Raw genomic sequence first — 14,007 nt, 5'->3', positions numbered from 1 at the left:
GACAGACCCTGTCACCCCCTGCGCAGGGCCTGTCGCCGAACAGAGGCTACGAGCCGGCCCGGAGCGGTCGCGTCCCCCCGGAGGGGGATCATCCGGGGCGTCGGGTCCTCCCGGGGTCTGGTCATGTCGGCTGAGCGACAGCCGTCAGCGCGGCACGCGCGCGACGTGCGCGTCGTCGACGCCCAGCCCCACGACGTCCCCGGGCGCGCACGGGGCGCTCCGGTCCGCCGCCAGTGCCGTGCAGCGCACGGCGCCCGCGCCGAGGTCCGCCTCGACGACGACCTCCCGGACCCCGCGCCGGTAGACCTCGCTGAGCACCGTGCCGACGAACGGGGAGGAGCCGGGCTCCGTGACGACGAGGCCACGCGGCCCGACGGCGAGCCACCCCCGCGTCCCCCCGTCCCCGTCGAGCGGCACGAAGGCCTGGTACCCGAGGAACGCCGCGACCTCGCGGGTCGCCGGCGCCGCCCAGAGCTCGTCGGGGGTCGCGACCTGGAGCAGCCGCCCGCGGCTCATGACGGCGACCCGGTCCGCGACGGTGAACGCCTCGTCGTGGTCGTGCGTGACGAACACCGCGGTCGTGCCGGTCGCCATGAGGGCGGCCCGCAGGTCTGCGGCGAGACGCTCCCGCAGCGCGCGGTCGAGAGCGGACAACGGCTCGTCGAGCAGCAGCAGCTGGGGTCGCGGCGCGAGCGCCCGGGCGAGTGCGACACGCTGGCGCTCCCCGCCGGACATCGTCGCCACCGAGCGCCGCTGGGAGCCCGGCAGACCGACGACGTCGAGCAGCTCAGCCACCCGCTCACGGCGGGCCGCGCGGGGCACCCGCTGGATCTGCAGGCCGTACTCGACGTTGCCCGCCACGTCGCGGTGCGCGAAGAGCTGCCCGTCCTGGAACATGAGCCCGAACCCGCGCCGGTGCACAGGCACGCCTGCGAGGTCCGCGCCCGCCCACCGCACGCGCCCGCGGGTGGGGGGCTCGAGCCCGGCGACCGCCCGCAGCAGGCTCGACTTGCCGCACCCGCTCGGCCCGAGCAGGGCCACGACCTCGCCGGGCGCGACGTCGAGCGACACCCCGTCGACCGCGGTCGTCCGTCCGCCCGCGTCCACGAACTCGACGACGACGTCCTCGATGCTCAGGCCTCGGGCGCCGCTCGTCTCCTCGGGGGAGGCCGTGCCAGCGCCGGGGCGGGCTCTCGTCGTGGTGACATCCATCAGAATTCTCCGGTCCTCTCGCCGCGCAGGCGCTCGGCCAGCAGCATGACGGTCGCGGTGAGCAGGGCGAGCACGACGGACGCCGCGAGCGCCATGCCGTAGTTCTCGGCGCCGGGGCGCCCGATGAGCCGGAAGATGACGATGGGCAGCGTCGCGGTCTCGGGCCGGGCGAGGAACGACGTGGCGCCGAACTCCCCGAGGGACACGGCGAACGCGAACCCGACGGCGAGGCCGAGGGAGCGGGCGGCGACGGGCCAGTCGACGGTCGCGAGGACCCTGCCCGGCGCGGCGCCGAGCGTGGCGGCGACCTCGCGCTGACGTGGGTCGACGGCCCGCAGCACGGGCAGCACCGTGCGCACGACGAGCGGGATCGCGACGACCGCCTGCGCGATCGGCACGAGGAGGCCGGAGGTGCGCAGGTCGACCTCGAACCCCAGCGGGCGGTCGAGCGTGACGAGGAAGCCGAAGCCGACGGTCACGGCCGAGACCCCGAGCGGGAGCATGAACACGGAGTCGAGGAGCCGGACGGCTCGTCGAGCGCGGGCGTCCCGCGGGCGCCGGGAGGCCACGAGCGCGACGAGCCCGCCCACCACCACGGCGATGACGACGGCCACGGCGGCTGTCCGCAGGGACGTGGCCGCGGCCTCCCACACGGTGACGGTGAGCGCGTCCCGCTCCCCCGTCGTCCCGAGCGCCACGTAGTTGCCCAGCCCCCAGCCGTCGGGGGTGCGCAGGGACCGCACGACGAGGTTGCCGATCGGCCAGGCGAGGAGCCCGACCACGACGACGGCGGTGACGAGCGCGGGCGCGGCGTCCGGGCCGGGCCGGGCACCGTCGAGCACCCTGAGCCGGCGGGTGGCGAGCGTCGACGCGGCCAGGCCGAGGGCGTGCTCGCGGCGCGCCCTCGCGCGCGAGGCAAGACCGAGGGCGCAGGTCACGACGACGAGCTGCACGACGGACAGCACGGCCGCGGTCCGCAGGTCGAGGAACTGGACGGTCTGCATCCAGATCTCCGTCTCGATCGTCCCGTACCGCTGCCCGCCGAGGACGAGGACGATGCCGAACGCCGTCGAGCAGAAGAGGAAGACGACGGCCGCGGCGGACACGATCGCCGGGGCGAGCGCGGGCAGCGTGACCGTGCGCAGCACGCGCAACGGCGACGCACCGAGCGCGCGGGCCGCCTGCTCGGTGCGGGGGTCGAGGTGCTCCCACAGGCCGCCGACGGTCCGCACGACGACGGAGTAGTTGAAGAACACGAGGGCCGCGACGATCGCCGCGAACGTGCCGTCGAGGCCGAGGAGGCCGAGCGGCCCGCTGTCGGCGAGCAACGCCCGGAACGCGACCCCGACGACGACGGTGGGCAGCACGAACGGCACGGTGACGAGCGCCCGCACCACCGCACGGCCCCGGAAGGTGCAGCGGTAGAGCACGTAGGCCCCCGGCACCCCGAGGATCACCGAGAGCGTCGTGCCGACGACGGCCTGCCCGAGCGTGAGCCCGAGCAGGCGCCAGGTGCGCGGGGACGCGAACACCTCGGTGAACCCCGACAGGTCGAGGGCGCCGTCGGACACGAAGCCCCGCCCGACGAGCGACGCGACGGGCCACGCGAAGAACACGCCGAGGAACACGAGCGGACCGACGACCGCGAGCGCCCACGCGACGCGGCCCGTCGCGCGGGAGCCGAACCGTCCCGGCCCGGCGGCGGGCGGGCACGGCTGGGCGGGCCGGGCGGGCCGGACCCCCTGCGCCCGGTCCACCACGTCGGTCGTCACGAGCTAGCCGATCACCGTCGCGGTCCAGTCCTGGATCCACTGGTCGCGGTTCTCGGAGATCTCCGCGGGATCGAGCTCGATCGGCTCGTCCGGGACGGGCGCGAACTCCGCCCACTCCTCCGGGATGGTCGCGTCCGGGTTGACGGCGTAGACGTACATGCCCGTCGGGATCTCGGACTGGAACTGCTCACCGAGGAGGAAGTCGATGAACTCCTGGGCACCCTCGGGGTTCTCGGCACCGGCGAGGACGCCCGCGTACTCGACCTGCCGGAAGCACGTGTCGAGCAGCGCTGCGGTGCTCGTGGACTCCCCGTCCTCGCTCACGGTGGCCGCCGGTGACGAGGCGTAGGACAGGACGACGGGCCGGTCGCCCTCGCCGTTCGCGCTGAAGTCGACGTAGTACGCGTCCTCCCAGCCCTCGACGATCTTCAGGCCGTTGTCCGCGAGCCGCTGCCAGTAGTCGAGGTATCCGTCCGTGCCGAACTCGCCGATCGTCGCGAAGAGGAACGCCAGCCCGGGGCTCGACGTCGCCGGGTTCGTGACGACCGTGAGGTCGGCGTACTCGGGCGCGGCGAGGTCCTCGAGGGTCGTCGGCGGCGGCACGTCCGAGCTCTCGAACCACGCGGTGTCGATGTTCATGCACACGTCGCCGTAGTCGATCGCGGTGAGGGCGCCCGAGTCGTCGACGGCGAGCTCCGCGGAGAGCTCGGACTGCACGGGAGAGGTGTAGGGCTCGAACACGCCCTCGGCCACGGCACGCGTCGCGAAGGAGTTGTCGATGCCGAACGCCACGTCGCCCAGCGGCGAGCCCTTCGTGAGGACGAGCTGGTTGGCGAGCGCGCCGCCGTCGCCCGCGGTGACGATGTTCACGGTGAGGCCCGACTCGTCCTCGAACGCGGCCCTGGCCTCGTCGCTGAGGACGAACGAGCTGTGCACGACGACGTCGAGCTCGCCGCCGCCGACGGACTCCACGGCGTCGTCGGGGTCCTGCGAGCAGGCCCCGAGCGCCAGGCCGGTGACGGCGGTGAGGGCGACGACGAGCGTACGGCGTCGTCGGGCGGGGGTGGGACCGGTGGTGTGCAACATGTCGTGCGTCCTCCTGGGACCTCGGAAAGGCTAGGAGGGGTTCCACGCATGGCGTGGCGAGATAGCCCGACTCCCTACGCCGGTGCTAACCGGGTCAGGTTCGAGGGTCTGCGGCTGGCCGCACTCTCAGCGCTCGCGCGCTCCCCTGTCGTTCAGCCCGAGTTTACACGCGGTGCGTCCCTCCAGCCGGGGCACTAGCGTGGGAGCGGATCAGCAACCGAGACACAGGAGGACCCCGTGGCACAGGACCAGTCGATGCCGATGAAGCTCACGACGCTCGCGATCTCGTTCGGCGCGGGTCTCCTCGCCCAGAAGGCGATCAAGGTCGTCTGGGTGAAGATCACCGGCCAGGAGCCGAGCATGATCGACGACGACGACGCCACCCTCCTGAGCGTGGTCACCTTCGCGGGTGTGACCGGGGCGACGGCCGCCCTCACGCGGTTCCTCGCGGGACGCGGGACCGCGAAGCTCGCGGCCCGGGCGGGTCTGCGTCGCTGAGCCCGACGCCGCTGCAGCGGCTGCGGCGTCGGGGAGTTCTCCCCATCGCCGCGGCCCGCGGTGGTGCCCCGCACGTGGGTAACCTCGCCTTAGCAACCGCGCCGGACCGTCCCCCGGGACGACGCACCATCGAGCAGTGGGCAAGGAGTGGAGCAACGTGACGGACGAGAGCCTCGCGGAACAGGTCGAGCTCGCGCTCGCCGACGCCCACCGCTCCGCCGCACGGGCCAAGCGGGCCGCTGCGGAGCTCGAGGAGATCCGGGGCTCTGGTCGTTCCGACCGCGGCGAGGTCCGCGTCGAGGTCGACCACCGGGGGCTCCTGCAGGACGTGGGGCTCCAGCCGTCCGCGATGTCGCTCAGCGCCGAGGAGCTGCGCGAGGCCGTCCTCGCCGCGATCGCCGCCGCGGGCGCCGACCTGCGGGCGCAGGCGGCAGAGATCACGCGGGACATCCACCCCGATCCTCGGCCGTTGTCCGAGCAGACGGAGATGTTCGACGTCGCGGAGCGGATGATGAGGGGGCGGTCATGACGGACGAGGTGTATGTCGACGTCGACTCGTTGCGCGGGCACAAGGGGACAGTGCAGTTCCTCGCGGCAGAGCTCGACGAGGCCGTGGAGGCCATCGCGCACGTCACGGCGCCCACGTTCGCGTACGGGATCCTGTGCTCCCCCATCCTCGCGGGGCCCATGTCCCTCGTGCAGCAGGACGGCAGCTCCGGCGTGCAGGCGATGCGCGACGTCATGGAGGCCATCGCGGAGAACCTCGAGACCACCGCGTGCGTGTACGAGTTCGTCGACACCTCGACGAGCGCCGGGATGTCCCGCTTCCAGTCGAGGCTCTCATGACGAACGAGCTCATCGGGGTCTCGCCCACCGTCTCCATGCAGGCCGGCGTCCGGATGCTCGACCCGGGCATGGCGGCGGTCGCGGCCGCAGAGCAGGGCGACTGGCTCGGCGCGTCCCTCAACGGTCTCGCCGGCGCGGCCGACGTCGTCGCCTACATCATCGACCCCATCGGGGAGCTTCTCGCGAGCGCCGCGAGCTTCCTCATGGAGCACATCCACCCCCTGCCCGAGATGCTCGACTCCCTCGCGGGGAGCCCGGGCGAGGTGCAGGCCTTCGCTGAGACCTGGTTCAACGTCGCCTCCCGGCTCGAGTCGGTCGCCCAGCAGTACACGACCGCGCAGATGTCCACGTCCGACACGTGGCAGGGCGAGACAGCCACCCAGTACAAGTGCTTCGTCGACACGTTCGCGGAGGAGCTCACCTCGGTCGCGGGCATCTGCCGCGGTACGGGGAACGCCCTGTCGATGGCGAGCGGCGTCGTCGCCGCGGTCCGGTCGATCGTCCGGGACCTCATCGCCGACCTCGTCGCGAAGCTCATCAAGTGGGCGGCCGAGGTGGCCTGCACGGTGGGGATCGGCGCGTCCTGGGTGATCCCGCAGGCGTGCTCCGCCGTCGCGAAGTGGGTGACTCGCGTGAGCGAGTGGCTCAAGGACCTCACGACCGCGACCGAGAAGCTCGCGACCCTCACGAGCACCGTCGGGTCGAGCGTCAAGGCGACGAACAATGCTGCGGCTGAGGTCGCCGGCCTGCTGCGGAGCAGGCCCCGGCTCGACCTGCCGAGCTGGCCGCGAGGCGGCATGCCCACCCCGCCGTGGCACGACCCGAGGTTGCCGTACGACATGGTCCCGGGCGTGCAGGACTACCCGGGGATCCTAGCCGATCACGGGAACCAGGTGACGCAGTCGAAGGGAACGGCAGAATGACGCCACCGTCCGAGGCGTACGCGGCCGCGAACGCGCAGATCGACGCATGGGTGACCCAGGCACGCCGCCAGGAGTCCGCCGCGCACGCGCTGCAGCGGCGCATCGAGTCGCTGAGCGTCGAGCGCTGGTCACCCCGGCGGGAGCTGCGTGTCGTCGTCGACCACGCCGGGCTGCTGCGGGACGTCGAGTTCACCGACAGCGCCATGACGATGGGGCCCAACGGCCTCGCCCGGCTCATCATGGCCACGGTCCGTGAGGCGCGCGCGCTGCTGCGCGATTCGGCCGTCGCGGCCGCCGTCGAGCAGGCGGGACCCGGGGCACCGATGGCCCGGTCCCTGTCGGCGGAGTACCACCGCGTGCTCGGTGCCGACGGTCCCGCGCCGCACGAGGACACGCCGCACGGTGGGACCCCGCCGCGCCCCTGACCACCCGGTGCACGCCCCCGGCCGCCCGGGCACGCTCAGGCTGCTGCGGCCCCGACGCTCACCACGATGCGGTTGTGCCACGGGTCGTCGAAGCGCAGGGCGGCGCCGTCGTGCGCCGCGGGGACGCGGTGGTGCGCGAGGCGGTCGGCGAGCGCGGTGACGTCGTCCTGCGTCGGCACGACGACGGAGACCTCCCCGAGACCGAGACTCACGGCACGCGGTCCCGCGCCCTGGGACGCCCAGGTGTTCATGGCGAGGTGATGGTGGTAGCCGCCCGCGGAGACGAACAGGGCGGTGGGCATGGTGACCATCGGGGCGAACCCGACGGTATCGACGTAGAAGGCCCGGGCTGAGGGGATGTCCCCGACCTGCAGGTGGACGTGGCCGACGACGGCGTCGTCCGCGGCGCGCTCGGCATCGGTGAGGTGCTCGCGCAGGAACGCGGCGGGGTCGAGCGGAAGGCTCGCCATGCGGACCTGGCGCCCGTCGTACTGCCACTGCTCGCGCGGGCGGTCGACGTAGAGCTCGACACCGTTGCCCTCGGGGTCGTCGAGGTAGAACGCCTCGGACACGAGGTGGTCGGCGCTGCCGGTGAACTGCTGCGGTGCGTGCTGCGCGACGTCGCGCAGGGTCGCGGCGAGCGCGGCGGGCGAGTCGTAGAGGACTGCGGTGTGGAAGAGCCCGGCGGAACCGGGGCGGCGGGCGGGCAGGTCCGGGGTGTGGTGCAGGACGACGAGCGGGGTCGATCCGCGGCCGAGGGTGACGACGCCGGGACGGCGGTCTGCGGCGGCCGACTCGGTCCCTGAGCCGGCGGCGTGCTCGATGACGTCGAGAGAGATCGCGCGGGTGTAGAAGTCGACCATCGTGTCGAGGTCGCGCACATGGAGGCTCACGGCATCCATCCGGGTCTCGTCAGCGATGGTTGCGGTGGGTCCGGGCGAGGCTCCGGTCGGGGTCGTCGGCTCGTGCTCGTTCACGTCTGCTCCTGGGTCGGGGTCACTCCAGTGGAGCACAGAAGTATTTGAAGCGTCAAGTACCGGCATTTCACCCGCTCCTCCCCGCCCCTCGACCTGCCGTCCGCCACGACGTGGGCCAGGATGGTCGCGCACACCGGGGCGCACACCAGCCCCGCGCGCCCACGGCCAGGCGGGTGGCACCAGTTACCCGCCGAACACGAACGAACGAGGACGACAGGCCGATGGGTACGGGCATGAAGCGCAGGACCCCCAACCTGGTCAGCCAGGGCTTCGTCATGACCGCCCTCGTGCTCTGCACCTGGTACAGCGTGACGGACTCGGTCGCGCGCAGCATCGCTCTCGTGCTCGCCGCCCTCGTGCCCGCGGTCGTCGTGGTCGTCACGCTCCTCGTCCGTCGGCCGGCCCGCCCGGCACCCTGGTGGTGCGCCGCCGTCGGCCTCGCGTGCCTGGCGGGTGACAGCCTCTGCTGGCTCGTCGAGGTCGGTCTGAACGGAGCCGCGACGACGGGCACGGCATCCGCCGTCCTCCTCCCCCTGGGTTACCTCGGGCTCCTCACCGCCACGCTCCTCGTCCTGTGGCAGGTCGCACGCAGCGACGGCGGCAAGATCGCCGACTCGATGATCATCTCGCTCGCCGTCGCAGGCCTCGTGTGGATGCTCGTGCTCCACCCGACGCTCCTCGAACGCGACGCCGCACCGGGCGAACGCACCTACGCGCTCCTCGTCGTCCTGCTCGTCTCCGGCATCGCGGGAGGCATCGTCCGGGCGTTCGTCGCGACCCGCCACGCGCGGGGCGCCCTCGGCTACCTCGTCTTCGCCTCCCTCGGTGCGCTCGCGGGCAACGTCGCCGCGATCGTCGCCGTCGATGCGGACGGCGCCGCCGCAGACTGGATCGGGGTCGTGTGGATCCTCGCCTACCTCGCGACGGGAGCAGCCGCGGCCCACCCGTCGAGCACCTACGTCACCACGTCGGGGCGGGTGCGCACGGCACGCCTCACCCGCGGCGACCTCGTCTTCCTCGGGCTCGCGCTCGCGCTCAACCCCGTGCTCGCAGGCATCCGGGAGCTCGCGGGGACCACCACGGACCTCCTCCTGCTCAGCCTCAGCTGCGCGCTGCTCGTCCCGCTCGTCCTCTACCGCGTCTCGCTGCTCGCGCGACTGCACGAGTCAGCCGAGGCCGAGCTCGTGCACCAGGCGACGCACGACTCCCTCACAGGACTGCCCAACAGGCGTGCCGTGGACACCCGCGTGCGCGACGTCGTGCAGGCCGTCCGCGACGGCGACCTCCCCGGCGCGGCCGTCTGCTTCCTCGACCTCAACGGCTTCAAAGCCGTCAACGACGAGCACGGGCACCCGGTGGGCGACGCCCTCCTGTGCGGCGTGGCACAACGCCTGCGGGACGCCGTGCGGACCGACGACTTCGTGGCCCGGTTCGGGGGCGACGAGTTCGTGCTCGTCCTCACCGGCGACCCCGACCACCTGCAGACGGACGCGGTCACCCGGATCCAGCAGGCCGTCGCCCGTCCGTTCGACCTCGGGGTCACCACGACCCGGGCGAGCGTGAGCATCGGCACCGCCGTCGTCCGGCCCGGCTCCCACTCGTCCGTCGAGCAGATCATGTCGATGGCGGACGCGCGCATGTACTCCCACAAGCGCCGCCACCGGGCCTCGCCCCTGCCCCGGGGCGAGGCGACGTCCACGGAGACCGCCCCGGTCTAGGGTGGGCTCGTGAGCGCTCCCGCACTGCGCACCCCGTCCGAGCACCGGCAGCGCGCCCTCGACCTGTGCCCCGCACTCCCACCCCGGCAGGTCCCCCTCGCCGACGCGTGCGGACTCGTGCTCGCCGCCGACGTCCGGGCAGCGACCGACACGCCCCCGTTCGACAACTCGGCGATGGACGGGTTCGCGGTGCGCCGCGCGGACGTCGCCGGGGCGACGCAGGACGCCCCGACGACGCTCACGGTCGTGGGCGACGTCCCCGCCGGCTCGCAGGACGACCCGCTGCTCACGGCCCGCACAGCCGTGCGGATCATGACGGGCGCCCCCGTGCCCAGCAGCGCGGACGCCGTCGTCCCCGTCGAGCACACGGACGTGCCGCCGGGTCCCGGCGGGCTGCCCGCGACCGTCCAGGTGCTCGTCGAGCCCTCCCCCGGCGCGCACGTGCGTCGAGCGGGTGAGGACGTCCGCGCGGGCGACACCGTGCTGCGGGCCGGGACCCTCCTCGGCGCCCGGGAGGTCGCGGCCGCGGCGAGCGCTGGTTGCCCCGTCGTCGCGGCGCACCCCCGTCCCGTCGTCGGGATCCTGTCCACGGGGACAGAGCTCGTGGCTCCTGGCACAGAGCTGCGCCGCGGCCAGATCCCGGACTCGAACTCCTACCTCCTCGCCGCTGCCGTCGAGGAGGCCGGCGGCGTGGCCGTCCGCCTGGGCGCGGTGCCCGACGACCTCGCGTCGTTCACCGCAGCACTCGAGAGGCTCACGGACGTCGACCTCCTCGTCACCTCGGGAGGGGTGAGCGTCGGGGCGTTCGACGTCGTCCGCGAGGTCCTCGACGCGACCGGCGACGTGGAGTTCGTCCCGGTCGCGATGCAGCCCGGCAAGCCCCAGGGACTGGGGACGTGGCGCGGCATCCCCGTCGTCACGCTGCCCGGCAACCCGGTGAGCGCGTTCGTGTCCTTCGAGGCCTTCGTCCGCCCCGCCCTGCGTCGCCTCGCCGGCCACGCAGACGTCCTGCGCCCGACCGCGACCCTCCCCGCAGGCGTCGCGTGGCGGTCGCCCGCGGGCCGCGAGCAGTACATGCCGGTGCGGATCGTCGAGGACGGCGCCGGGACGACGACCGCGCCCGGTACGGTCGTCGTCCCGGCGACGGCCCGCGGCTCCGGCTCCCACCTCGTCGCGAGCCTCGCGCTCGCCGACGGCCTCGCCGTCGTCCCGCCCGAGGTCACCGAGGTGGTCCCGGGGGCCGCACTGCACGTGGTGCTCCTGCGATGACGCTCCCCGTGCACGACGCGATCGTCCTCGCCGGGGGACGCGGTGCCCGGCTGGGCGGCGACAAGCCGGACGTCGTCGTCGGAGGACGACGCCTCCTCGACCATGTGCTCGGCGCCGCGGCGGGCGCTCGCCGGGTCGCGGTCGTCGGTCCACCCGGACTCGTCGGCGACGATGCCCGCGAGCGGGTGCTCGTCACCCGGGAGAGTCCGCCCTTCGGCGGCCCGGCGGCGGGGCTGGCCGCCGGCCTCGGCGCGCTGGCCGGGCGGAGCGCCGAGGAGGACGAGGCGCCCGTCCTGCTCCTCGCGTGCGACGTCCCGCTCGTCGGCGGGCTCGTCGCGACCCTGCTGCATGAGTGGATGCTGCGCACAGCGACGGTCGGGAGGCCGCAGGACGGCGTCTGTGCGAGCCTCGACGGTCGCGCCCAGTGGCTCGCCGGCGTCTACTCCCTGCACGCGCTGCATCGGGCGACGGCCGTCGCCGCCGCGCAGGGCGGGCTCGACGGCGCGCCGCTCCGGCGCGTCATGGACCAGCTCGACCTCGTGCTGGTCGACGACGACGGCCACCTGAGCTCCGACGTGGACTCGTGGGACGATGTCGAGCGGGTCCGACACCTGACGCGGCCCCCCGCAACCCCGTCCGGAGGCCCCTCATGACCGCACCGTCGCTCGACGCCTGGACCGCGGCCCTGGCCCAGCAGCTCGGGCTCGACCCCTCCGTCGTCGACGTCCGCGCCGTCCTCGACCTTGCCCGCGACGCAGCTCACGGCGTCGAGCGACCCGCGGCGCCGTTGACGACGTTCATGGTCGGGTACGCCGCCGGGATCTCCGGTCGCCCGGTGGACGAGCTCATGACGCAGGCCGCACGCCTTGCCGCGGACTGGCCCGCCCCGGGGGGCCCCGCTCGCCCGTGAGGACGGCCCGGGGTGTCCACGACGAGACTTCACCCGCTCGGCGGCACATTTCCGACATCTTGGACCCGTGAATCCCTGTCTTCCTGAGCGTGCGGCGGTTTAAACTCCGGCATAGAAGCACGTCGCATGCGGGTTAGGAGATCCGGAGGCGACGTGCGCGGACGGGGGCCGGAAAAGCATGGGCGACACCGAGGACGCTCACGTTGCTGCGCATCTGCTGCGCGCCCATCTGGGAGCGCCCGCAGCCGCCGCGGTGCGGGTAGGCACCTTCGCCTGCGACATCGCCCGCCACCGGATGGAGGTCGACGAGCGCTTCCTGGCTCTGCTCGGGTTCGACGGGGACTTCGACGGGACCACCGACTCGCTGCAGCTGCGCGTCCACCCGCAGGACCGACCGCTCCTCGCCGAGACCTTCCGCCGGACCGTTGCCTCGGGCGCCGACTTCGAGCTCGAGATCCGGTTCGTCGTCCCTGGTGCGGGCACCCGGTGGCTCCTCATGCGCGGGCACCTCGCGCGGCCGACCGACAGCTCCCAGGTGAGGGACACCTCCTTCCCGCTCATCGTCGGCACGAGCCTCGACATCACCGCGCGCCGCGAGAGTGACGCCCAGACGGTCCGGATGTTCGAGACGAAGCCCACCGCGTTCTTCTCGCTCGACGGCGACTGGCGGTTCACCTACATCAACGCGGCCGCCGAGCGGCTCCTCGGCCGATCACGGGGCGAGCTCCTGGGGGGAGGCATCTGGGACCTGTTCCCCGAGGCCCTCGGGACGACGTTCGAGACGAGCTACCGGGGAGCTGTTCGTTCCGGACTGCCGCTGACCTTCGAGGCCACCTACCCGGCCCCCCTGGACGCGACGTACGAGGTCCAGGCGTGGCCCAACGAGGACAGCCTCGCCGTCTACTTCCAGGACGTCACCGAACGCCGGAGGACGCTCGAGCTCGCGGAGCGCAACGCGCGGCGCGACGCCCTCCTCGCCGAGGTCGGCACCCAGCTCGCGGGGACGCTGGAACCTGACGAGGCGCTCGACCGGATCGCGGACGTGCTCGTGCCCGCCGTCGCGGACTGGTGCCTCGTGACGCTCGTCGACGAGGACCACCCGGGAGGTCAGATGCACCTCCAGGACGTCGGGAGCACGCACGTCGACCCCGCCGCACGGCCGCTCGTCGCGCAGTACGCGAAGCTGCGGCTCGCCTCCGCCAGGACCACGACCGCGATCGCCGACCTCCTCACCTCCGGCAACGTCATCCACGCGGAGGAGGGCGCCACGGAGATACTCCTCGACAACCACACCGACCCCGAGGTGCGCGCGCTCATCTCGGAGCTCGCGCCGCTGAGCGGCGCCGCCGTGGGACTGCGCGGACGGGGACGGCCGACCGGGCTCATCACGCTGTTCACGGGGGCCGAGCGGGGACCGCTCACCAAGGACGACCTCCTCGTCGTGCAGGAGGTCGCGGCCCGGGCCGGGCTCGCGCTGGACAACATGCGCCTGCACCGGCAGCACCGTCGCCTCGCGGAGGGCCTGCAACGCTCCCTGCTCACCGAGCCGGCCGAGACCGACCATCTCGAGATCGCCGTCCGGTACGTACCCGCGACCGAGGCGGCCGAGGTCGGCGGCGACTGGTACGACTCGTTCCAGCAGCGCAGCGGCGAGACGATGCTCGTCATCGGTGATGTCGTCGGGCACGACATCGCAGCGGCCGCCGCGATGGGGTCGATCCGGTCGGTGCTGCGTGGCGTCGCGGTCTCCACGGGCTCCGGCCCGGCGGAGCTTCTCACGGAGGTGGACCTCGCGCTGCGGACCCTGCGCTCGTCGACGATGGCGACGGCCGTGGTCGCGCGGGTGTCGCAGACGGCGGAGCAGCGCGTCCGCAGCGAGCGGACCGTGTGCTGGTCCAACGCCGGCCATCCTCCGCCGATGGTCCTCCTGCCGGACGGCTCGGTGCGCAGGCTCGTCCTCGAGACCCGCAACCTCCTCCTCGGCGTCTCGCCAGAGACCGAGCGCACGCAGTCGTCGGTCGACCTGCCGCCTGGCGCGACCCTGTTCCTCTACACCGACGGGCTCATCGAGCGCCGCGACCGGTCCATCCGGGAGGGACTCTCCTCGCTCGAGACGGTGCTCGGGAGCATGGCCGACCGCGACCTCGAAGCGCTGTGCGACACGGTGCTGCAACGCATGCTGCCGCCCACCCGCCAGGACGACATCGCGCTCATCGCCGTCCGGATGCAGCCCCAGACCGGACCGCCGGTCCCCGCAGCCACCCGACGCCGCGGCGCACGACCGCACCTCTGACCACGCCCGACCACGCTCGCGGCCCGCTCGCGTGCGCGTTCGCGTCCCTGAGTATTCACTCGGTGTATAACTCGTGTG

At 73.3% G+C, this 14,007-nt stretch carries 14 protein-coding genes and 1 riboswitch; of the genes, 10 read left to right on the top strand and 4 right to left on the bottom strand.

Annotated features, from left to right (window positions below):
• Positions 1-144: 144 nt before the first annotated feature.
• From AC54T1_RS04885 to AC54T1_RS04875, 3 genes are read right to left on the bottom strand one after another with little or no spacing between them, the layout of a single operon-like run.
• The gene (locus AC54T1_RS04885) at positions 145-1,212 is read right to left on the bottom strand and encodes an ABC transporter ATP-binding protein (RefSeq protein WP_496911236.1); all 1,068 of its coding nucleotides are present in this window, start codon (positions 1,210-1,212) and stop codon (positions 145-147) included.
• A complete protein-coding gene (locus AC54T1_RS04880) occupies positions 1,212-2,984 on the bottom strand; it encodes an ABC transporter permease (RefSeq protein ID WP_496911235.1) in 1,773 nt (590 codons plus the stop codon). Before AC54T1_RS04880 ends, AC54T1_RS04885 begins: the two co-directional genes overlap by 1 nt.
• 3 nt (positions 2,985-2,987) lie before the next feature.
• Positions 2,988-4,070: a thiamine ABC transporter substrate-binding protein gene (locus AC54T1_RS04875; protein ID WP_496911234.1), complete on the bottom strand. Its 1,083-nt coding sequence runs from the start codon at positions 4,068-4,070 to the stop codon at positions 2,988-2,990.
• A gap of 54 nt (positions 4,071-4,124) precedes the next feature.
• Positions 4,125-4,227, bottom strand: a riboswitch (TPP riboswitch).
• Positions 4,228-4,307: 80 nt separating this feature from the next.
• Here AC54T1_RS04875 and AC54T1_RS04870 point away from each other — a divergent pair.
• The 5 genes from AC54T1_RS04870 to AC54T1_RS04850 all read left to right on the top strand — a co-directional run bounded on the left by AC54T1_RS04870 (position 4,308) and on the right by AC54T1_RS04850 (position 6,762).
• Positions 4,308-4,568: a DUF4235 domain-containing protein gene (locus AC54T1_RS04870; protein WP_484344206.1), complete on the top strand. Its 261-nt coding sequence runs from the start codon at positions 4,308-4,310 to the stop codon at positions 4,566-4,568.
• A gap of 157 nt (positions 4,569-4,725) precedes the next feature.
• Positions 4,726-5,097, top strand: a complete 372-nt coding sequence (locus AC54T1_RS04865; protein WP_496911233.1) for a YbaB/EbfC family nucleoid-associated protein — start codon at positions 4,726-4,728, stop codon at positions 5,095-5,097.
• The gene (locus AC54T1_RS04860; RefSeq protein WP_484344204.1) at positions 5,094-5,414 is read left to right on the top strand and encodes a type VII secretion target; all 321 of its coding nucleotides are present in this window, start codon (positions 5,094-5,096) and stop codon (positions 5,412-5,414) included. The genes AC54T1_RS04865 and AC54T1_RS04860 overlap by 4 nt, the downstream gene beginning before the upstream one ends.
• Complete coding sequence (locus tag AC54T1_RS04855; RefSeq protein ID WP_496911232.1) at positions 5,411-6,337, top strand: WXG100 family type VII secretion target; 927 nt, start codon at positions 5,411-5,413, stop codon at positions 6,335-6,337. Before AC54T1_RS04860 ends, AC54T1_RS04855 begins: the two co-directional genes overlap by 4 nt.
• Positions 6,334-6,762, top strand: coding sequence for a YbaB/EbfC family nucleoid-associated protein (locus tag AC54T1_RS04850; protein WP_484344202.1), 429 nt, complete (start codon positions 6,334-6,336; stop codon positions 6,760-6,762). Before AC54T1_RS04855 ends, AC54T1_RS04850 begins: the two co-directional genes overlap by 4 nt.
• A gap of 35 nt (positions 6,763-6,797) precedes the next feature.
• On the opposite strand, the gene AC54T1_RS04845 is transcribed toward AC54T1_RS04850, so the two are convergent.
• Positions 6,798-7,739 (bottom strand): VOC family protein, encoded by a 942-nt coding sequence (locus tag AC54T1_RS04845; protein WP_496911231.1) that lies wholly within the window; start codon positions 7,737-7,739, stop codon positions 6,798-6,800.
• Positions 7,740-7,972: 233 nt separating this feature from the next.
• On the opposite strand from AC54T1_RS04845, the gene AC54T1_RS04840 reads away from it, so the two are divergent.
• From AC54T1_RS04840 to AC54T1_RS04820, 5 genes are all read left to right on the top strand, one after another.
• Entirely contained in the window at positions 7,973-9,457 is a 1,485-nt protein-coding gene (locus AC54T1_RS04840) for a diguanylate cyclase domain-containing protein (RefSeq protein ID WP_496911230.1), read from the top strand.
• A gap of 9 nt (positions 9,458-9,466) precedes the next feature.
• Entirely contained in the window at positions 9,467-10,726 is a 1,260-nt protein-coding gene (locus AC54T1_RS04835; protein WP_496911229.1) for a molybdopterin molybdotransferase MoeA, read from the top strand.
• Positions 10,723-11,379 carry an NTP transferase domain-containing protein gene (locus AC54T1_RS04830; protein ID WP_496911228.1) on the top strand — a complete coding sequence of 219 codons (657 nt, stop codon included), beginning with the start codon at positions 10,723-10,725 and terminating at the stop codon, positions 11,377-11,379. The genes AC54T1_RS04835 and AC54T1_RS04830 overlap by 4 nt, the downstream gene beginning before the upstream one ends.
• Positions 11,376-11,636, top strand: a complete 261-nt coding sequence (locus tag AC54T1_RS04825; RefSeq protein WP_496911227.1) for a DUF6457 domain-containing protein — start codon at positions 11,376-11,378, stop codon at positions 11,634-11,636. The genes AC54T1_RS04830 and AC54T1_RS04825 overlap by 4 nt, the downstream gene beginning before the upstream one ends.
• Positions 11,637-11,814: 178 nt before the next feature.
• Entirely contained in the window at positions 11,815-13,929 is a 2,115-nt protein-coding gene (locus AC54T1_RS04820) for a SpoIIE family protein phosphatase (RefSeq protein WP_496911226.1), read from the top strand.
• The last annotated feature ends 78 nt before the right edge of the window (positions 13,930-14,007 follow it).

The organism is Sanguibacter sp. Z41_6 (genome assembly GCF_059621145.1).
Note: the sequence above shows the minus strand (reverse complement) of the source record. Positions and strands in the feature narration are given on the sequence as shown.